Annotated in this window: 20 protein-coding genes and 1 CRISPR repeat array; of the genes, 14 read left to right on the forward strand and 6 right to left on the reverse strand. The window is 53.1% G+C overall.

From position 1 onward, the window contains the following. The first annotated feature begins 19 nt into the window (after window positions 1–19). Window positions 20–347: direct repeats of the CRISPR family, unit length 28 nt; unit sequence GTTCACTGCCGGATAGGCAGCTTAGAAA. A gap of 367 nt (window positions 348–714) precedes the next feature. Next, window positions 715–2,385 carry a methyl-accepting chemotaxis protein gene (locus DZE2538_RS16175; protein WP_038916790.1) on the reverse strand — a complete coding sequence of 557 codons (1,671 nt, stop codon included), beginning with the start codon at window positions 2,383–2,385 and terminating at the stop codon, window positions 715–717. 1,001 nt (window positions 2,386–3,386) lie between these two features. Between DZE2538_RS16175 and DZE2538_RS16180 the strand changes: the two genes are divergently transcribed. Continuing rightward, entirely contained in the window at window positions 3,387–4,955 is a 1,569-nt protein-coding gene (locus DZE2538_RS16180) for a sensor domain-containing diguanylate cyclase (RefSeq protein WP_019843457.1), read from the forward strand. A gap of 43 nt (window positions 4,956–4,998) precedes the next feature. Here DZE2538_RS16180 and DZE2538_RS16185 read toward each other — a convergent pair whose 3' ends face one another. Further along, a complete protein-coding gene (locus DZE2538_RS16185; RefSeq protein WP_019843456.1) occupies window positions 4,999–5,418 on the reverse strand; it encodes a secondary thiamine-phosphate synthase enzyme YjbQ in 420 nt (139 codons plus the stop codon). A 422-nt stretch (window positions 5,419–5,840) separates the two neighbouring features. Further along, window positions 5,841–8,672 carry an excinuclease ABC subunit UvrA gene (uvrA, locus tag DZE2538_RS16190; protein ID WP_023640702.1) on the reverse strand — a complete coding sequence of 944 codons (2,832 nt, stop codon included), beginning with the start codon at window positions 8,670–8,672 and terminating at the stop codon, window positions 5,841–5,843. Between the two features lie 242 nt (window positions 8,673–8,914). Between uvrA and DZE2538_RS16195 the strand changes: the two genes are divergently transcribed. The 3 genes from DZE2538_RS16195 (at window position 8,915) to DZE2538_RS20045 (ending at window position 10,517) form a co-directional block, all read left to right on the forward strand. Further along, window positions 8,915–9,463 carry a single-stranded DNA-binding protein gene (locus DZE2538_RS16195; protein WP_012886084.1) on the forward strand — a complete coding sequence of 183 codons (549 nt, stop codon included), beginning with the start codon at window positions 8,915–8,917 and terminating at the stop codon, window positions 9,461–9,463. A gap of 105 nt (window positions 9,464–9,568) precedes the next feature. After that, window positions 9,569–9,766, forward strand: coding sequence for a hypothetical protein (locus DZE2538_RS20510; RefSeq protein WP_236305780.1), 198 nt, complete (start codon window positions 9,569–9,571; stop codon window positions 9,764–9,766). Between the two features lie 61 nt (window positions 9,767–9,827). After that, window positions 9,828–10,517: a hypothetical protein gene (locus DZE2538_RS20045; RefSeq protein WP_050568708.1), complete on the forward strand. Its 690-nt coding sequence runs from the start codon at window positions 9,828–9,830 to the stop codon at window positions 10,515–10,517. Between the two features lie 60 nt (window positions 10,518–10,577). Here DZE2538_RS20045 and DZE2538_RS16205 read toward each other — a convergent pair whose 3' ends face one another. From DZE2538_RS16205 to DZE2538_RS16215, 3 genes are all read right to left on the reverse strand, one after another. Then, window positions 10,578–11,153 (reverse strand): flavin reductase family protein, encoded by a 576-nt coding sequence (locus tag DZE2538_RS16205; RefSeq protein WP_038916791.1) that lies wholly within the window; start codon window positions 11,151–11,153, stop codon window positions 10,578–10,580. Between the two features lie 42 nt (window positions 11,154–11,195). After that, window positions 11,196–11,825, reverse strand: a complete 630-nt coding sequence (locus DZE2538_RS16210) for a Rossmann-fold NAD(P)-binding domain-containing protein (protein ID WP_038916792.1) — start codon at window positions 11,823–11,825, stop codon at window positions 11,196–11,198. 182 nt (window positions 11,826–12,007) lie between these two features. Then, a complete protein-coding gene (locus tag DZE2538_RS16215; protein WP_038916793.1) occupies window positions 12,008–12,661 on the reverse strand; it encodes a hypothetical protein in 654 nt (217 codons plus the stop codon). A gap of 228 nt (window positions 12,662–12,889) precedes the next feature. Here DZE2538_RS16215 and DZE2538_RS16220 point away from each other — a divergent pair, with 228 nt between their 5' ends. The 10 genes from DZE2538_RS16220 to DZE2538_RS16265 all read left to right on the forward strand — a co-directional run bounded on the left by DZE2538_RS16220 (window position 12,890) and on the right by DZE2538_RS16265 (window position 20,837). Next, a complete protein-coding gene (locus tag DZE2538_RS16220; protein WP_038916794.1) occupies window positions 12,890–13,471 on the forward strand; it encodes a Pvc16 family protein in 582 nt (193 codons plus the stop codon). Continuing rightward, on the forward strand, window positions 13,468–14,277 hold the full coding sequence (locus tag DZE2538_RS16225) for a hypothetical protein (RefSeq protein WP_038916795.1): 810 nt from the start codon (window positions 13,468–13,470) through the stop codon (window positions 14,275–14,277). Before DZE2538_RS16220 ends, DZE2538_RS16225 begins: the two co-directional genes overlap by 4 nt. Window positions 14,278–14,414: 137 nt before the next feature. Beyond that, window positions 14,415–15,968, forward strand: coding sequence for a phage tail sheath family protein (locus tag DZE2538_RS16230; RefSeq protein ID WP_019843445.1), 1,554 nt, complete (start codon window positions 14,415–14,417; stop codon window positions 15,966–15,968). Window positions 15,969–16,029: 61 nt separating this feature from the next. Next, window positions 16,030–16,500 carry a phage tail protein gene (locus DZE2538_RS16235; RefSeq protein WP_012886094.1) on the forward strand — a complete coding sequence of 157 codons (471 nt, stop codon included), beginning with the start codon at window positions 16,030–16,032 and terminating at the stop codon, window positions 16,498–16,500. 106 nt (window positions 16,501–16,606) lie between these two features. Beyond that, window positions 16,607–17,065, forward strand: a complete 459-nt coding sequence (locus DZE2538_RS16240; protein ID WP_023640712.1) for a phage tail protein — start codon at window positions 16,607–16,609, stop codon at window positions 17,063–17,065. Between the two features lie 20 nt (window positions 17,066–17,085). Beyond that, window positions 17,086–17,286, forward strand: a complete 201-nt coding sequence (locus DZE2538_RS16245; protein WP_038914591.1) for a hypothetical protein — start codon at window positions 17,086–17,088, stop codon at window positions 17,284–17,286. A 14-nt stretch (window positions 17,287–17,300) separates the two neighbouring features. After that, the gene (locus DZE2538_RS16250; protein ID WP_038916796.1) at window positions 17,301–17,948 is read left to right on the forward strand and encodes a CIS tube protein; all 648 of its coding nucleotides are present in this window, start codon (window positions 17,301–17,303) and stop codon (window positions 17,946–17,948) included. A 12-nt stretch (window positions 17,949–17,960) separates the two neighbouring features. After that, the gene (gene vgrG / locus DZE2538_RS16255; RefSeq protein WP_038916797.1) at window positions 17,961–19,751 is read left to right on the forward strand and encodes a type VI secretion system tip protein VgrG; all 1,791 of its coding nucleotides are present in this window, start codon (window positions 17,961–17,963) and stop codon (window positions 19,749–19,751) included. A 364-nt stretch (window positions 19,752–20,115) separates the two neighbouring features. Then, entirely contained in the window at window positions 20,116–20,415 is a 300-nt protein-coding gene (locus DZE2538_RS16260; RefSeq protein ID WP_016940542.1) for a PAAR domain-containing protein, read from the forward strand. A gap of 2 nt (window positions 20,416–20,417) precedes the next feature. Next, window positions 20,418–20,837 (forward strand): GPW/gp25 family protein, encoded by a 420-nt coding sequence (locus DZE2538_RS16265; RefSeq protein WP_038916798.1) that lies wholly within the window; start codon window positions 20,418–20,420, stop codon window positions 20,835–20,837. Window positions 20,838–20,859: the final 22 nt, after the last annotated feature.

Consider the following 20,859-nt stretch of genomic DNA (forward strand, 5'->3'; position numbering starts at 1 on the left):
CCTGTATAAACGGTCTGACGTTCACTGCCGGATAGGCAGCTTAGAAATTGATGCAGGCTTCATTGCCGACTGCGGTTGGTTCACTGCCGGATAGGCAGCTTAGAAAAGCAGGTCAGCCGAGGCGCTGCCATCGCCCTCGTTCACTGCCGGATAGGCAGCTTAGAAATGCGCAGAGAATCCATGCCCGATAGCGTCCGCTGTTCACTGCCGGATAGGCAGCTTAGAAACGGAAACTGGTCTGGAAGTTCGTGTCCGTCCTGTTCACTGCCGGATAGGCAGCTTAGAAAAGCATACTCCCCGGCCAGTTTGGTCTGCTCGGGTTCACTGCCGGATAGGCAGCTTAGAAAATCATAAGTTTGTAAAACGAGTATGGTGGAAAGTTCACTGCCGCACAGGCAGCGCTTGACGGGTTTACTGGCGTTAAAACTACGCTGAGGTGAGCGACTTCGCCGGATGCACGGCAGGGATGCCGTGCAAGCCCATTCCGCGTAAGGAACGCGTAATGGGCGGTCCGAACAGCGAAGGCGAACGCCGAAGGCACCGCGTTAGCGGCGTAGTTTAGCCATCAAGCCAGAGGTCAAGGAGAGGTGGCGCTTGCACCTCTCCTTGTCGTGCGTGCGATGATGTGGCAAAGAAGCGACTCGGTTTATCCCGCACGAAACCCTCACTCTACCGATAACCCTCACTATCTAGCGCCCGGAAAAGGGCAACCTATCAGAACGACGTCCAATCACTATTGCTACCCGCTGCCGCGGCGGCCCGCTTTTCCGGCAGCGCCGGAGATAGCACCGCTGACGGACGGGCTGGTGGTGTTGTGCCGCCGTGGCCCTGCGTCGTCAGGCGAAACGCGCTGACGGCTTCGGCCAGCAGAGAAGCCTGAGACTGCAACGACAGCGCGGCAGAGGCCGATTCTTCCACCAACGCGGCGTTCTGCTGGGTGGTGGTGTCAATCTGCCCGACGGCGATGTTGATCTGGCTCATGCCGTCGCTCTGTTCATGGCTCGCCTGCGAGATCTCGTTGATGATGCTATGCACATCATTGACGTGGCTGGTCAGGTCAGTCAGGGTGGATTCGGCGTTATCCACCAGATCCATCCCTTCCTGCACTTTGTCGACCGAGTCATCGATCAGCTCTTTGATCTCTTTGGCGGCGGTGGCACTGCGTTGCGCCAGAGAACGCACTTCGCCCGCGACCACGGCAAACCCACGCCCCTGCTCGCCAGCACGCGCTGCTTCCACCGCCGCGTTCAACGCCAGAATGTTGGTCTGAAAGGCAATGCCGTCGATAACGCCGATGATCTCCGCCATGCGCATCGAGGATTCACGAATACCGCGCATTTTATGGGTGACGGACAGCATCACTTCGCCGCTGCGATGCGCGGCGGAGGATGCCAGATTCGCTATCGAGGTGGCCTGGTGTGTGTTATCGGCGGTGTTTTTGATGGTGGAGACTAACTCTTCCATCGAGGCTGCCGTTTGTTCCAGCGAACTGGCCTGCTCTTCGGTGCGAGAAGAGAGGTCCTGATTACCGGCGGCGATTTGCGAGGCGGCGGTGGAGATAGCTTCCGCGCCGTCACGCACCTGGCCGACAATCTGGCGCAGGCTGGCATTCATGTGATCCAGCGCCTGCAACAGTTGCCCGGCTTCATCTTTACGGGTGGAGGAAATCTGTGCGGTGAGGTCGCCTTGCGAGACGCGGTCTGCCATCAGCAGTGCCTGCTGAATCGGCTGGGTCACGCTGCGGGTTATCGCCATCGCCACCCAGATACTCAGCAGCACACCGGCCCCCAGAATCGCCAGCAATACTAACCGAATATCGTGATACGTGGCGGACATGGCATCCACGGTGCTCATCATGGCGTTATCCTGATAATCCACCAGTTGGCGTACCGCATTACGGTATTCTCGCTGTGCCGGATTCAGGTGCTGATTAAATTCATCCAGCGCTTCTTCACGGTTATTGGCTTTCACCAGCGCCACCATTTTTTGCCCGGACTCCAGAAACTGAGCCCGGATACGCCGGATATCGCCAATCAGTTGCTGAATTTTCGCGTTATTGGATTCATTGGCTTCTCTTTCCAACACATCCATCAATCGGGTAATTTCCTTTGATACCGGTGCAATCTGATCGGATACCGCTTTGATACGATCATCACCCGAGACCAGCAGTAATTGCTGGAAGATTCGCACCCCTTCATTCACATTTTCTATCAGGGTGTTGGCATCAACGGTTTGGGGATAAATCTCCTGCACAATGTCACGGGCATCTTCATGAAACGTTGACAGCTTCGCCATCGATAACATGCCGACAAAAACCAGCATGACCGCCAGGACGGCAAAACCGGCTCCGAGCCGATACCCGATTCGCCAATCAGATAAACGCATATTCCGCTCCTCATTCCTTTATTAAGAACACAATGTCATAAACATGACTTTTTCAGAGGCAAACACAGAACTGCGGCTAAAACAGGTATCTCATCCGTTACTGTCATTAATCGTGATTAGAGAAAAGCAACAACCAGGCGAATATCTCAGCCAGTCATCACGATGAAATATTTCTCATCCCCTTTTCCGGCGATAAAAAGCATTTCTTTTCCACAGTGAGTAAAACACAAACATTAAAAAAAGAGATTTAAAAGTATTCCAAGAACACGGACTCGAGATCATCACTACCTGTCGCCATTGAATACGCTCTGGTCGGCACCCTGACCCGCTATCGGTTTTTCATTCTATCAACCTTTACAGTTTGATCGATAAAAACATTCAAACAACGACTATAAATAGGCAATAGCTATTGAATTTTATTTATTGATCGGAAATAGCAACAAAAAAGTCACACAATTGTTAAGGTTAACGTCGTGAGAAAGTGAGGAACAGAAGGTGTGCGTAACAACAGACATCAGGTAAGAAAAAGAAGGGAAGATACGTCTTTATCGGTAAACGTAACCGACTGCCCAACCTTGCCCTAATACATCAATACCTCTAAAGAATTAGACAGATACAGTCCATCACTGCCAGCATGGCATGCTGATGGTCAACGTGAATCCAGCTGATACTAAAGAAAGTAATTAATAGCGAGTTAATTAGTATTCAGCCTGAGATTATGGTACGCATTTCAATGCAATATATTATTATTTACATCCATAACTTCAATTAAAACACAGTTTCTTTTTTATTTTTGATTTCCGCCCCAAAATTTCCCGCCACACAGGTTGACACTATTTTAATCCTTGACTACTACTTAATTATTAAGGCTAGCTGTATGTCCTCCCTTAACGAAAAAACAAATGAATCGCACATCTTGTGCCACCAGAAATGGTAATAAATGTGGTAACGATAACTAAATGCGAATAAAAAACCTGCTTCGAATAAACCTTTTGCATTTAATGCTATTCATTTCTATTGCCAGTATGTTTATTACACTGCTGAACAGCTATTTCACTTTTTATCATGTACAGAAAAAATTACTTATTGAACAAGCAACTAAAGTCAATTCAAGCTATTCATACAAATTAGCTATCACCGTAGACAATTTTTTCTCTATTTCAGAGGAGCAATTGTCGTATAGTGCCAGGCTGCTCGTCCAACATGCTCAGTCCGGCAATTTACAAGCGCTGCAAACCGAATTGCAACGCATTCATCGATTAAGCCATGCTTTTAACTCCATGGTGGTGGTGACGGAAAGTGGGCAAATTATTGCGTCGTCACCCACGTCACTGAATTTGACCGGCCTTACCGTCAATTCCCGCCAGCATTTTACCGCTAATAAAGTAAAACGCTTCTTTATCAGCTCACCGTATACCTCTCTGAGTGGCAATTATATTATTTTTATTTCCCAACCTATTCTGGATGATGCAGGACATTACCTCGGTTATGTCGGTGGTTCGCTTTACCTTAATAACCGGCGCATTCTGAATGAATTCATGAATACACAATTTAGCAATGACAGCTTTAATACTTACGTTATTGATAACGAAGGCACCATTATTTATCACCACGATATTGCGCAAGTCGGCACTAAATTTACTGATCCCACCCTCTTATCATCGATTAAAGGCCAGAATAAAGGCAGTTTTATGATGCCAGATGAACAGGGTATTCCCTCACCGGCCGCCTTTATCAGAACACAAAAATCAGGCTGGATTATTATTACCCAACAGTCATTCCACTCCATTGAAGAGGCGCTGAACGATGTCATGCTGAATGTGCTAAAACAAGGCACACCGCTGGGTATCGTCACCCTGCTGATGCTCAGTATTCTGGCCTACTACATCGCCAAGCCGCTACGTCAGTTGGCCAAATCAGCCAGTAGCATGGAACAGCCTGGGGTGATTGGTAAAATCCGGGCGGTGAAAGCCTGGTATCTGGAGATAGAACAGCTCAAGCGGGTGCTGCTGATGGGAACCGTGCTGTTGCACAAGCGTATTGGTCGCCTCAGTTCAGAAGCACACACCGACCCGCTTTCCGGCATGTTGAACCGGCGGGGTATGCTGGAAAGCATGGAAGAGATCCGGGGTGAATATAAGAAAGTCTCGGTCATCGCCATCGATATCGACCATTTCAAATCGATCAATGACTCTTTTGGGCATGACGTGGGGGATACGGTCATTCGCAAACTGAGCCAGCAAATCCGTAAAAACTTCCGCAAAACCGACCTGGTCTGCCGAATTGGCGGTGAAGAGTTTCTTATTTTGCTGCCCGGTGCCGATATCCATGTCGCGACGGTGATAGCCGAACGGCTGCGCAATAACGTCGCCAACACGGTCTATGTGCCAGGTGCGCACCATCATCAGGTTACCATTTCCATCGGCGTGACCACCTTTAACCCGCAAAAATCCGCGCTGGATATCGCCATTAAAACGGCAGACAACGCACTGTACAAAGCGAAAAACGGCGGGCGTAATCAGGTGGTGGTGGAATACCTCTCTGACGACATTTCACTGGCACAACATTAAGCAGCGCCGAGCTGCCGTCAGTACTCAACCGATACGGCACCGGTTATTCACCCTGCAAAGTTACCACCAGCGAGCGGCTGCCGCCGTGGTTACGGTGTTCACACAGGTAAATCCCCTGCCAGGTGCCGATATGCAACCGACCGTTGCGTACCGGTAGCATCAGGCTGCTGCCCAACAGGCTGCTCTTCAGGTGCGCTGGCATGTCGTCGCTGCCTTCATAGGTATGGCGGTAATAGGGTTCGTCTTCCGGCACCAACTGACTAAAGAAGTTCTCGAAGTCCTGGCGCACCGTGGGGTCGGCATTTTCATTGACCGTCAACGACGCGGATGTATGGCAGATAAACACATGCAGCAGCCCGACCTTCACCTGACGTAAATCCGTCACCTGCCCCAGCACTTCATCGGTGATCAAATGAAAACCACGGGACCGGGGTTTAAGCCGAATATCGTATTGTTTCCACATTTCATCTCTCCTGTGGTGGTAACCATCGCCAGAGGATGCCATAAAAAAGCGCGGCACACCGCGATGAGGCTGTAAACAAACAGGCTATTGTTTTTTATAGGCGAATTTATACCAGAACGGTAAAAAGTTTCGTGCGTAGTAAATGTGGTGATTCTTTTGCAACGTCATCGCACGCACGACAAGGAGAGGCTCAACGCCGCCTCTCCTTGACCACTGGCTTGATAGCTAAACTGTGCCGCTGGCGCGGTGCCTTCGGCAAGCGTCTTCGCTGTTCGGGCCGCCCGTGACGTGCTCCCAGCACGGCACGGGCTTTCGCCGCGTCCATGCGGCTCACCCGGCGAATCCGCTAGCCTCAGCACAGTTTTGACGCTGGAAAAACCACTTCCGTCAAGATAGGAAGTTTTATCAATAACCTAAACTGACTAACCCCGATCCAGAATCGGTTTCAGGAACCGGGCGGTGTGGGATTGCTCGCACTGGGCTACCGTTTCCGGCGTGCCGGACACCAGAATCTCGCCGCCGCCACTGCCCCCTTCCGGGCCCAGATCGACTATCCAGTCAGCAGTTTTAATCACATCCAGATTGTGCTCGATCACCACAATGGTGTTGCCCTGATCGCGCAACTGGTGCAAGACCGCCAGCAACTGCTGAATATCAGCAAAATGCAGACCGGTCGTCGGCTCATCCAGAATATACAGCGTCTGCCCGGTGCCACGCTTCGACAGCTCACGCGCCAGCTTCACGCGCTGCGCTTCACCGCCGGACAAGGTGGTGGCCGACTGCCCCAAACGGATGTAAGACAAACCGACATCGATCAGGGTTTGCAGCTTACGCGCCAGCGCCGGAATGGCATCAAAGAACTCGCGGGCGTCTTCGATGGTCATCTCCAGCACTTCATGGATGCTCTTGCCCTTGTATTTAATCTCCAGCGTTTCGCGGTTATAGCGTTTGCCTTTGCACTGGTCACAGGGCACATAAATATCCGGCAGGAAGTGCATTTCCACCTTGATAACCCCGTCGCCCTGACAGGCTTCGCAACGCCCGCCGCGCACGTTAAAACTAAACCGACCGGGGTTATAGCCGCGGCTGCGCGCTTCCGGTACACCAGCGAATAATTCGCGGATCGGCGTAAACACGCCGGTGTAGGTGGCCGGGTTCGAGCGAGGGGTACGACCGATCGGGCTTTGATCGATGTCGATCACCTTATCGAATTGCTCCAGCCCCTGGATCTCGCGGTACGGTGCCGGTTCGTTCAGTTCACCACCGTTAAGCTGGCGCTGGGCAATCGGGAACAGCGTATCGTTGATCAGCGTCGATTTACCTGAACCGGACACCCCGGTAATACAGGTGAACAGCCCGACTGGCAGCGTCAGGGTCACGTCTTTGAGGTTGTTGCCACGCGCGCCAATCAGTTTCAGTACTTTAGACGGGTCGGCCTGCACGCGCTGCGCCGGGATCTCGATTTTGCGCGCCCCACTCAGGAACTGCCCGGTCAACGATTCCGGCACCGCCATGATCTGCGTGGCCGTGCCTTCGGCAATCACCTGACCGCCGTGTACGCCAGCACCGGGGCCAATATCAATAATGTGGTCAGCAGCGCGGATGGCGTCTTCATCGTGTTCCACCACGATCACCGTGTTACCGAGGTTACGCAGGTGAATCAATGTTTCCAGCAGGCGCTCGTTATCACGCTGATGCAGGCCGATAGACGGTTCGTCCAGCACGTACATCACACCGACCAGACCGGCACCGATTTGGCTCGCCAGACGAATACGCTGCGCTTCGCCGCCCGACAAGGTTTCCGCCGAGCGCGACAACGACAGGTAATTCAGACCCACGTTAACCAGAAAACGCAGCCGATCGCCGATTTCTTTCAGCACTTTTTCGGCAATTTTCGCCCGTTGACCACTCAGCTTGATGTTATGGAAAAACTCCATCGCATGGCCGATGCTCATGTCAGCAATCTGTGGCAGCGTCGTCTGTTCGACGTAAACGTGGCGCGCTTCTTCACGCAATCGGGTGCCATTACAGCTGGCGCACGGCCGGTTACTGATGAATTTCGCCAGTTCTTCGCGCACCGCGGTCGATTCCGTCTCTTTGTAGCGGCGCTCCATATTGTTGAGCACCCCTTCGAACGGATGACGACGTACCGAGGTGTCGCCGCGATCGTTGATATATTTGAACTCGATATTCTCTTTGCCAGAACCGTACAGAATCACCTTCTGAATCGCTGGACTCAGGCTATCGAACGGCGCTTCCACATCGAACTCATAGTGCTCCGCCAGTGAACGCAGCATCTGGAAATAGTAGAAATTACGGCGATCCCAGCCGCGGATCGCGCCGCCTGCCAGCGACAGTTCGCCGTTTTGCACCACACGCGCCGGGTCGAAAAACTGCTGTACGCCCAGCCCGTCGCACGTCGGGCAGGCACCCGCCGGGTTATTGAACGAAAACAGTCGCGGTTCCAGCTCATGCATGCTGTAGCCACACACCGGGCAGGCAAAGTTGGCGGAAAATAACAGCTCTGGCGCGTTCGGATCGTCCATATCCGCCACCACAGCGGTGCCGCCGGACAACTCCAGCGCGGTTTCGAACGACTCCGCCAAACGCTGTGCCAAATCGCTGCGTACTTTAAAGCGGTCTACCACCACTTCAATGGTGTGCTTTTTCTGAAGTTCCAGTTTCGGCGGGTCTGACAGGTCGCACACTTCACCGTCAATACGCGCACGGATATAACCCTGCGTCGCCAGGTTCTCCAGCGTCTTGGTGTGTTCGCCTTTACGCTCTTTCACGATGGGGGCCAGCAGCATCAGCCGCTTGCCTTCCGGCTGGGACAAGACGTTGTCCACCATCTGGCTGACAGTCTGGGCATCCAGCGGAATATCGTGTTCCGGGCAGCGCGGCTCACCGACACGGGCAAACAGCAAACGCAGATAATCGTGGATTTCAGTGATGGTGCCGACGGTAGAACGCGGGTTATGGGACGTAGATTTCTGCTCGATGGAAATAGCGGGCGACAGCCCTTCGATGTGGTCCACATCCGGCTTTTCCATCAATGACAGGAACTGGCGCGCGTAAGCCGATAGCGACTCCACATAACGACGTTGCCCTTCGGCATACAGCGTATCGAACGCCAGCGAGGATTTACCCGAACCGGATAACCCCGTCACGACGATAAGCTTATCACGCGGAATAATCAGGTTGATGTTCTTCAGGTTATGGGTACGGGCACCACGAATCTCGATCTTATCCATGCACACTTTTCCCGCAGTAGACGCTGTTTTTTATCCTTTATCTAAGAAAGGAAACCAGTAGAAACGGCCGATTATGGCACAAAATAAACTGAATGAATATCCAGTATCTGACTGCAACAACAGCAACATGGGAAAAAAGACCGGAGCTGGCTCGCGACTCTCACACCGGTATAATCTGTAGCGCTGACATGCTAGAATTCTTCGCTTAAACTTTAAAAAGTGATTGTTCAGGAGACACCAACATGGCCAGCAGAGGCGTTAATAAAGTGATTCTTATCGGGAATCTGGGTCAGGACCCGGAAGTCCGTTACATGCCGAATGGCGGCGCAGTCGCTAACCTGACTCTGGCCACGTCGGACAGCTGGCGCGACAAGCAGACCGGCGAGCAGAAAGAGCGTACAGAGTGGCACCGCGTCGCCCTCTACGGCAAGCTGGCGGAAATCGCCGGTGAGTACCTGCGCAAAGGCTCTCAGGTGTATATCGAAGGTCAGTTGCGTACCCGTAAATGGCAGGATCAGGGCGGCCAGGATCGCTACACCACTGAAGTGGTGGTCGATATCTCCGGCAGCATGCAAATGCTGGGCGGCCGTACCGGCGGCGGTGCACCTGCTGGTGGCAACATGGGCGGCAATACAGGTGGTGGTAACGCACCACAAGGTGGTTGGGGTCAACCGCAACAGCCGCAGCAAGCCAACCAGTTCAGCGGTGGCGGTCAATCCCGTCCGCAGCAAAGCGCCCCAATGCCGGGCAACGAACCGCCGATGGATTTTGACGACGACATTCCGTTCTGATAACCATCATCAATGCCGGGGCCAACACAGGTTCCGGTATGATGTACAGGTTCAAGGATGAACCCAGTTACCACATAAGTCAGGAAAAGGATGAGAATACTGCCTATGTCACGTTCATTTGAATTACAGAGAATTTCCGAAGCTCATCGTCAGGCAATATTGCAATCTGTTGAGCAGGCATCAAGTCGCGCTAGCGCCGCAGGTGCAGCAGCAACAGTAAGAACACTCTCCCAATCAGATCTAAATTCACTGATTAATCAAGCAATGAATCAGGTGTTACGCTCCAATGAGAGTGAGCAGTAAAAGAAAATTAGCTTACTGACAGAAAAACTTTCAGATTAACAAGGGACGTTATTTTAGGTCGATGGAAAACGATAATTCGTTGGTTATAACTAGTGAAAAATCATGGGTTTTCCAATTACTGGTAAAAAATCCAGAAGACAGTATTGGCTTAATAGCCTACTCGTTTTATAAACTTGAAAAAAACCAATACGCCGAAAAGTTACGTGCCACAGGAAAAACCACGCAGGAAATTGATCTTGCCGTAAAGCAATTTCATGAACAGGTTGTACATACTCAACTGCGTTTAGATGCTTATCGTGATAACGCCAGAACAATGTTTTCTCGCCTGCTGGAAGACTGGGAAGAAGAAATCAGGAAAGATTATCAACAACAGATCGATATTATCGAAAATAAAAACGCAGAAATAGAAAACCTCAGAATAGAAATAGATAGAAAAAGCAAAGAAATAGCTGAGAGCGATATAATAAAACACCAGGCTATTGAACATGCGAAAGAAGAAGCCATCAAAGAGTTTTTTCGTGCTGCATCAAGAAAAGAAAAGCAAAAAACACCCATTGCATTACGTGTATTATCATGGATATGGAGTGGATTTTCTGGAATTATTGCCAGCGTTCTCTTATTTATTTTTATCTATGGTATGGTGGGGCTATTAACTACACCAGAAAGAAAATCACAAATCTGGCAATGGGGTATGGAATCACTTAAGCCTTCATCCCCGTTCCCATCAATAGAAAACAGCAAACCACAATAAATAGAGTCATATTGATTATGGGCCGAACGCCCTGCCCTTGCAGAGCGTTCGTTTATATCGCTATTCCCCTGCATCCAGCGCATCACCGATGGCGTAATAATGCCCACCCGCCACGTGATGCAGGCTACGCCACGCCGGGTCGGCCTTCTCAAAATGCCAGTGACCGTCACTGAATATGCGTGAATCCGCCCAGGCCCCGATGACCTCCCCGATAAACAGATCGTAGGTTTGCTGGTTGTGAGGTTCAGGGATCAGTTTGCACAGCAGCCAAGCCGCACAACCGGCCACCAGCGGCACATCCGACTCGCTGGTGCGAAACAGTTCCACCTGGCAGTGCACCAGTTTGTCCGGGTTATCCCGCAGGCTGATATTCCCAACCTGATTGGTTAATTGCAGTTGTGCCACTGTTGGTACCTGAACAGCGAAATAGCCGCTGTTTTCCAGCAGTTCACGTGTTTTGGTCGCCTTATCCAGCACTACGGTCAGTTTAGGCGGTGCGAAATCCAGCCCACAGCACCAGGCCGCCGCCATCACATCCTCTACCCCGTTATGGCAGGCCGACACCAACACTGTCGGCCCGTGGTTAACCAGCCGATAGGCTTTTGCCAGCTCAACTGGTGAAATTTCGCTATTCATAGTGGCTCCTGCGTTATTCCGTTATACAGAGTGACCTTCACTTTACACCAGATGCTCAGAGCCAATCACCTGCACACCGCCAACCGGATTCAACGCCGCCGCCAGCAACGCGTCCGCAATGTTTTCCGCAGGGTTAATACGCAAAGCCCGTGGTAGCACCGGATGCAATACACGCAATACCTGTTGTGCCGCCCATTCACCAGCACGTCGATCGTGTCGCTCGCCGCCAATCAATCCTGGGCGCACCAGCGTCAGCGAAGAAAACCCCACTCCAGCCAGATCGCGCTCCACGTCACCTTTCACCCGGTTGTAGAAAAACCGCGACGTAACGCTCGCCCCTCTGGCTGAATTCAGCACGTAGGTTGGCGTGCCGTGGTGCTTAGCCAGACGTGCAACCGCCAGTGGGTAGTCATGATCAACCTGGTAGAATGCCGCCTGGCTCCCCGCCGTTTTAATGGTGGTGCCCAGCGTGCAGATCACGGCATCGGCCTGCCACCAGTCGGCATCTTGCGGCAAGTGTTCAAAACTCACCTGCGGTGCCAGCAGTTTGTCGTGAGCAGGTAATTCACGCCGTACCGGTGCCGTCACCTGCGTAATACGCGACTCTGCCAGAGCCTTTAATAGCACCTGATGGCCGACCAACCCGGTTGCGCCGACAAGTAGTAGTTTCATTTCTATTTATCTCCGTATGGAATAGTGGCATGAAACAGCATCGCAACATGGCAGAACTCACCAAAGGGCATAACCCAGATTACACAAATAGATTTAAGCCCGACATAATACAGATGAACAGACCGCACGGTGTTTTGTACCGATCCGTTCAACCATCTGCTGGTTATCCCAAATGCTAATGACTATGGGTTGCAAACAATTTCCTTGCCTTCAACCTTCGTAAATTTGACTGTCTTGTCATTGATGCGCCAGGCGTGTTCAACCGTCCTTGGCCATGGTTTTTCCTCCGAGGGGATAAACGTAACAAACGTATCGTGGGAATTCGAACCATCAACTACACACGAAACGATTTGTGCTTTAGGGTTTTCTTTCGGTGAAGGTGACGAGAGGACATCTTTGACGATTTCACGACGATCGAGTAAGAAATACTCCCGACCGCATATTTGCCATGACTCAAGCGACCAGGGATCACCATCACTTTCCATGCCGTAAGTCCCCAAATCTTTAAGATCAATACTCTTGTAACGCTCTTCGGTGGCCACAGTACTCTCATTTGGCATATGGCGCCCGATTAATGCCGAGGGAATATCACTCTTACAAGTTATACCATCGAATGACTTCGCCGCTCCAATAGCGTGTGAAGAAAGGAAAATAAGGGGTAAAAGTAGACTGATAGAACGCCCCAAGGTCATGTATAGCCTCCGAATAGCTAATAGAAAGATAATAAAATCATCAATAAGAAAGACGAGAAAAACCTCAAAAATAGGGTTTAAACTTCTGTCAATCGGCAGGGTCAGGCCCAATAATCTTGTAACAATATCATAAGAATCAATCACAAAAAAGCGCCAAAATATATTTAACAAAAGCAGGTAAAAAACGTCACATAAAAAAGAAGCAATAGAAATGAATACATTGCTTCAAAAACAAGTAAAAACCATGGTTAATTCAGTCATAAATACGAATGATCTTTTCGGCATAAATTTTATCAGCAATACTTGCTGTACGACTTACAGCTACCTCATTTATAGCGAGTTCTACAGAGGATAATTAATAAAGGAACCTCCATGATCCACGCCTCTATCCATTACCTGACCCGACAATTAAATCAATACCTAAAAAATACCCTGAACCTGCACGATGACGTTGTGGTTATTGCGAACCCGGCTGATGACGAGGGTAAGATGTTTCCCCTCACGAAAAATAAACTGGTGGTGTTTTTATCGAATATTGAAAAAGAAACCGTGGCGTATCGCAATAATGCCGCTAATCCTGGGAATCGTTTTGCTGTGAGTACGCCGCCGTTATTTGTACGCATTTCATTGGTGGTGGCAGCAAATTTTAGCGGTGCGCAATACGCGGAAGGATTACAAATGATCGCCCATGCGATGGCGTTCTTTCATAAAAATGCCCTGCTTAACCGTTATAACGCCCCAGATATGGACGAGGCAATTGAGCAACTATTACTGGAAATGGACAGCCTGCCGCGTCACGAGCTCAGCACGATGTGGACGATGTTAGGCAGCCGTTATTTGCCGTCTGCGGTATACCGTGTGCGGGTGAGAATTGCTGATAGCCAGGCGATTCAGTCGCAGACCGAACGTGTCAGACAATTGCCTGCCACCGTGACTAAGGGCACAACGTCATGAGCGATTACGACGCATTATTTCAATTGCGTATCGAACATGAATTTTTTACCGGCTGTACCAGTCTGCCGTTTTATGGCGAATGGCAGCCGGGTAGCCAACAGGCGGCGACAAGCATCGGGCTGTTGACCAAACCGCAGGCCGACGGGGTGCTGGTGCTGGCGGATAGAACCCATCCCGCCCTTCAGGCGGTGGAGAACGTCACGCTGCGGTGGTGGTTTGGCAGCCGGGAGCCGAATTTTTTCAGCTATACGGACATCAGTGCGACCGACACCAGCGGGCTAGTGGAACCGAAAACGCCGTACTTTGGTTACACACTGAACGGCGTAGAACCCGGCGAGGTGCGTCTGGAAATGCGCAGCGACACGCCATCAGAGGCATCGAACAGTTTGCCCTCAGCCAAAGGGCGAATCTGGCAGGTGGATATTGAGATGAGTGCAACGGCGATAACGGCATTTCTCAACCGGCGAACAGCACCGGTCTTTATTATGCCGTTTCACTGCCAACGGCGGCGCTGGAAATATCTGTTCACCGCGCCGTATGTCAATTCGAATACGCGTATTCGGGATAACCGTCAGAATAATCAGTTTGATTATCTGGGAGAAGAAATACTGGCTAATGGCCAACGGGCGCAGGCGTTTATTTCCTGTGAACCATTAAAAATACAAAAAAGGTCTGACTATTATTTTCAGCTTTATCAGGACAACACCGTATTGATTGAACGATTGCCGGTCGCCATGCCGCAACATCAATGTCGATTGCAGGTGGATAAATCATCCACCGTTGTCTCTGAAATCATTATTAACTGACATAACAAGAAAGACAGGGCAATAAAAATAGCGCAATAAAAAAATAGCGATACCGCCATACCGGCGCAGGTACCTTTTACTCTCGGCATCGAAAGGGCGCGGGGTGGTTATCTCTCTCAATCAGAAGGAATCACACTATGGGCGTGATGAAAACCCCAGGCGTTTATATTGTTGAAAAGAACGCTTTCCCCAATTCTGTTGTTGAAGTCGCCACGGCGGTACCGGCCTTTATTGGTTATACCGAAAAAGCGGAAAATGGCGGCGTATCACTGCGTAATAAAGCGTGGCGAATTACCTCGATGTCGGATTTTCGCCATTATTTTGGCGGCGCGCCGCTGCATAAATTCGATATCGTCGAAAAAACCGATCAAGTACCGGGGGATGCGGCTTTCAATCAGGCAGGTAAGGCCTATACCCTGACCCTGGCGAATACCCGCTACCTGCTGTACTACAGCATGCTGTTCTTTTTCCAGAATGGCGGCGGCCCCTGTTACATCATCTCGGTGGGGGGCTATCAAGACGCCATTGATGCCGATGCACTGAAAAACGGTGTCACACCGCTACTCAAAGAGCCGGAACCCACCATGGTGCTGACCCCGGAAGCGGTATGCCTGAAAGAAGATGACTGCATCAACGTGCAGCAGGCGGTGCTGGCTCACTGCGGCGGTACCATGAAAAACCGCATCGCTATTCTTGATGTCTGGGAAGGGTATAAAGACCGACAAGACCCGAGCGGCGACTGTATCGCCAACTTCCGTTCCAAACTGGGCATCAACTACCTGGATTACGCCACCGCGTACTACCCGTGGCTGAACACCTCAATCATTCAGGACAGCGACATCAGCTTCGCCAACGTCAACAACCCGGACATTCTGATCACCGTGTTGAACGCGGAAATCGCCTCCGCCTTCAAAGAGCTGGATGGCCTGAGCGCTGAGCAGTTAAACAGCGGCGGCAACAAGCTCAAAGCGGCCAAAAAGCAACAGATGCTGGACGAAGTCGCCAAGCTGACGGTGGAGCAGAGCGAAGCGGAAAAAACCTTGCTGCACAAAATCCTGTTCTCTATCAGCCCCATTTACAAAAGCGTGCTGGAAAACATCCGGCGTCAGCAAAACCTGCTGCCACCCGCCGCGTCGATGGCGGGGATCTACACCATGGTGGATAACGCCCGTGGCGTGTGGAAAGCCCCGGCCAACGTCAGCCTGAACGCGGTGGTGTCACCCAGCGTGAATATCAGCGCCGACGAGCAGGAAGACCTGAACGTCACCACCCAGGGGAAATCGATCAACGCGCTGCGTACTTTCACCGGCGAAGGCACGCTGGTGTGGGGCGCGCGTACGCTGGACGGCAACAGCCTCGACTGGCGCTACGTCAACGTGCGCCGGACAATGATCATGCTGGAGGAATCGATCAAACAGGCGGCCAAAGCCTACGTGTTCGAACCCAACACCGCCAATACCTGGGTGTCGATGGAAAGCATGATCGAAAACTTTCTGTTCGGCATCTGGAAGCGTGGCGGGCTGGCGGGAGCCTCACCGGAAGACGCCTACAGCGTGGATGTCGGTCTTGGTAAAACCATGACGCCGCAGGACATTTTGGAAGGGATCCTGCGTATCACCGTACTGGTAGCCATCAGCCGCCCGGCCGAGTTTATCGAAATCACCTTCCAGCAGCAGATGCAGAAATCCTGACGCTGACGGTATGAAATTTTAACGACCACAGATTTTATCACCCTCTTCAAGGAGAACACCCATGGCAGATGACGGTTCCGCTCAGTCAAGCACCGTATGGCCGATGCCCAAATTTCACTTTGAAGTGAAATGGGACGGCGGCGCGGGCGCCAGCATGGTGGCGTCGTTTCAGGAAATTAGCGGCCTGGATATCGAAGCCCAGATTATTGAATACCGCGCGGGTAACAGCCCGGTATTTTCCACCATCAAAATGCCCGGAATTATCAAGTCCGGCAATGTGACGCTGAAAAAAGGCATTTTCGTCAAAGATAACAACTTTTACGACTGGTTCTCGAAAATCAAGATGAACACCATTGCCCGCACCGCCGTCACCATCAGTCTGCTTGATGAAAGCGGCAGCCCGGCCATGACGTGGAAGCTCAAAAACGCCTGGCCGACCAAAATCAGCGGGACGGATTTGAAATCAGACGGCAATGAAGTGGCGGTTGAAACCATCGAACTGGCGCACGAAGGGCTGGAAGTCGCGGTGTAATCGCCGGTTCACGGCGTGAGGAACGGTTAATGCAGTGGGTTGCCGCTGCATTAACCCGGCCATCAGGCTCATCTGACGTAGCCAATAACCAGACCCGGTAATGCTGATGCAAAAACCATCGTCCAGCAGTGAATGGCCGCTACCCGCGTTTTATTTCAGCGTGAACATCGACAACAGCGGCGACGATCAGGCCTTTCAGGAAGTGTCCGGTATTGAGGCACGTATTGAAACCGAACCCTTCCGTGAGGGTGGCAATAACAACCTGTATCACCTGCCGGTGGCGGTGAAACACGGGCCGCTCACGCTGCGCCGGGGCCTGGGTTCGGCCAGTTCGCCGCTGGTGCGCTGGTGTAAGCGTTGCTTTGAAGGGCAGTTAAATGGCCCGCTGGAAACCAAAGAGGTCAGCGTCAGCCTGCTGAACGAACAGGGCGACCCGTTGCGAGTGTGGCTGTTTTATAACGCCTACCCCATCAGTTGGCGGGTTGACCGCTTCCACGCCACCCGCAACGAGGTGGCGATTGAAGAGATTGTGCTGTGTTTTAGTCGTTCGACACGCAAGCAGTAACCGCAGAAGGAGACACCATCATGGCAATAGAAGTGCGACAACTGACGATTTACTCACGGGTTATTCAGCCGAATGACCCGGATGCTCCGCGGCAGGACACGGGCCGCCTCGACAGCGACACAGACAACACGGCGAGCAACAGTGGGCCAGATGCCGCACACACCGCGCCAGCAGGCACGCAGGTACTGCATCACCTGAGTAGCGGGCCGCGGGAACGCTAACCGGAGGCGCTATCATGCAGAAGCTGACTATCCGCACCCTCGATAAAAAGCAGCAGTTTGACGTGATGCTCAACCCTGCCTGCCTCCGTCACGAGCACGGCATCAACTACACCAACCGGGCGGTGGCGGGCAACCGTACACTCGGCAGTCTGGCACCACGGCTCGATTTTGCCAGCTACCAGAGCGAGAACCTCAGTTTCGAGTTGATGATTGACGGCACCGGCGTGGTCGAGCAGCCGCAAAAACCCGATGTCGCCAGTCAGGTCACTCAGTTGAAAAACGTGGTGTACCGCTATGTCGGCGAGAAGCACGAACCCAGCGTAGTGGTACTGACCTGGGGCACCCTGTCGTTCAAAGGACGCCTGACCCGTCTTGATATTCGCTACTCGTTATTCGACGCCGCCGGTGCGCCACTGCGCGCCACCCTCGGGTTGCGCTTCGACAACTATCTGGACAGCAGCGAGCAGGCGTTGCGGGCCAATCGCTCCTCGCCGGACCTCACCCACAGCGTGGTGGTGAAACAAGGCGATACCTTACCGCAACTGTGTCATGCGATTTATCAGGACAATGCCTACTACGTGGCGGTCGCCCGTTACAACAACCTGAACAGCGTGATGCACATTGCACCGGGCACACGTCTGTATTTTCCCCCCCTGGCCTGACGGAATCACGATATGGCGGACTCCCCGGCAACACACCATGACGGCGTGGTGACCTACACCATCAAGAGCAACGGCACCGAGATCGGTAACGCTATCCAGGTGTTATCCCTCCATGTCTGTAAACGGGTGAACCATATCGCCCGCGCCGAACTGGTGATTGAGGATGGCGACATGCCGCAAAATCGCTTTCCGCTCAGTAGCGGCTCGCTGTTCAAACCGGGTAACACGCTGACTATCGCCGCCGGTTACGCCAGCCAGGAACAGGTGTTGTTCGAGGGGATCATCATTCGCCACGGCATCCGCCTCGGTGGGGCGGGTCATTCACGGCTGATCATCGAATGCCGGGACAGCGCTATCGGCATGACGGTCGCGCGCCGCAACAACAACTACCTCAAGAAGAAAGACAGCGACATCTTACGCCAGTTGATCGGCCGCTGCGCCGGGCTCACCGCCCGTGTCGACACCACAACCACCCAGCACGACGAACTGGTGCAATTCAACTGCACCGACTGGGATTTCTTGCTGACCCGAGCGGAAGCCAACGGACTGGTGGTCTGCAACGACGATAATACGGTAGCGGTCACCGCGCCCTGTCTGAGCGCATCGCCAGTGTTGACCCTCACCTACGGCGACGACCTGATGTCACTGACCGCCGATATCGACGCCCGTTATCAGTTCAGCTCGGTCACCGGCGTTGGCTGGGATATCAAAAACCAGCAGCCGATACAGGAAAACGCCGCCGCGCAATCCGTCAGCCAGCAAGGCAACCTCAGTGCCGATGAGCTGGCCCGCGTACTGGGGCTGCCCGCGTTTCGGCTGCAAAGCGCCACGCCGCTGCCAGCCAGCGCGCTGCGGGACTGGGCGAGTGGTCAACAGGTAAAATCCGCCCTCTCCCGCCTGCGCGGCACCCTGACCTGTCAGGGCAGCGCTCGCGCACGCATCAACACACTGATTGAGCTGGCTGGCGTCGGCGCGCGCTTTAACGGCCACCGCTACGTCAGCGGCGTTCGCCACCATATTCAGGATGGGCAGTGGCTGACCCACATCGATTTCGGTATGCCGCCGGTCTGGTCGGCTGAACACCGGGACCTCACGCCGCCGCCTGCCGCCGGTCTGCTGCCGGGCGTGGATGGCTTGCAGATAGGCATCGTCAAAAAGCTCGACGGCGACCCACAACAGCAACACCGCGTTCAGGTGTCGCTACCGGTGACGCAGGCGGAAAACGACGGCCTGTGGGCGCGGCTGGCCAGTTATTACGCCTCATCCGGCATCGGGGCACAGTTCATGCCGGAGGTGGGCGACGAGGTGATACTGGGTTACTTCAACAATAACCCGTCCGACCCGGTGATCCTCGGCAGCCTGTACAGCAGCAAGAACCCACCGCCGGTCACACCGGAAGCCAAAAACACCCTCAAAACGCTGATGACCCGCAGCCAGTTAACGTTGCAGTTCAACGAAGAGGACAAGTCCATCACCCTGACGACCCCCGGCGGTAATCAGGTGATGCTGAACGACAAAAACAAAACGGTGACGTTACAGGACCAGAACGGCAACAGCGTCACGCTGGATGCGTCTGGCATCACGCTCGACAGCCCGAAGAACATCACCCTCAGCGCCAAAGGGAAAATCGAACTCAGCGCCGGGCGCACCGTGGATATCAGCGCCAAAGCCGACGTCACCGCCGAGGGGATGAACATCAACCTGTCCGCCAAAACCGGCCTGACCGCCAAAGGCAACGCCACCGCTGAACTGTCGGCCTCCGGCCAAACCACCGTGAAAGGCGGCATCGTGATGATCAACTAGGGTTGATTAACTGAGATCAGTAGAGGGGCTGTTGTCGAATGTCTGGTGGAATTGAGCAACATTTCGTGCGGGATAAGCCTCGTCTTCTCTTTGCAGCATCGTCGCACGCACGACAAGGAGAGGTTCAAACGCCACCTCTCCTTGACCACTGGCTGGTGGCTAAACTGTGCCGCTACGCGGTGCCTTCGGCGTTCGCCCCCGCTGTTCGGGCCGCCCGTGACGTGCTCCCAGCACGGCTCGGGCTTTCGCCGCATCCATGCGGCTCACCCGGCGGGGTCGCCCACCTCAGCACAGTTTTTAACGCCAAACAGGTACAACGAGACAACGTTGTTGGTTATCGACAAAAAACCGGGAGAAACACCTTATGCCGCCTGCTGCTCGCCTGACTGATTTACACGCTTGCCCGATGGTGACGCCGGGGTTACCACCGATTCCTCATGTCGGCGGGCCGGTTATCGGCCCCGGCGTACCGACCGTATTGATTGGCAAACTGCCAGCGGCGGTGCTGGGGGATAACTGCGTCTGTGTTGGGCCACCGGACGCCATCGTAAAAGGCTCCGCCACGGTGCTGATCGGCGGTAAACCGGCGGCGCGCCTCGGTGATACCACCGCCCATGGCGGCAATATCGCGCTGGGCGATTTTACTGTGTTGATAGGAGGATAACCGTGAATAACGACAACGCGTTTCTCGGTACCGGCTGGGGATTTCCGCCGCAGTTTGATACCGCGACCCACAGTATTGGCATGGTCAGCGGCGATGAGGATATCCGGCAAAGCCTGGCGCTGTTGCTCTCCACCCGCCCCGGCGAGCGCATTATGGCCCCCCGGTACGGTTGCGATATTCAGGGCATGGTGTTTGAAGACCTCACGCTCTCCACCCTGACCGACATGAAAACCCGTATTGAGCAGGCCATCTTGTTTTTTGAGCCACGGATTCAGCTACAGGCGATCACTATCGACAGTAGCCATGCCCACGACGGCACCTTGCTGATTAACCTCGACTACACGCTGATTGTCACCAATACCCGCAGCAACATGGTGTATCCGTTCTATTTACGGGAAGGCACATTGACCGCAACCCCCTAACCGGCCCCGGCCGCCGTTCACC

The organism is Dickeya zeae NCPPB 2538, assembly GCF_000406165.1.
GTDB classification, from domain to species: Bacteria; Pseudomonadota; Gammaproteobacteria; order Enterobacterales; family Enterobacteriaceae; genus Dickeya; species Dickeya zeae.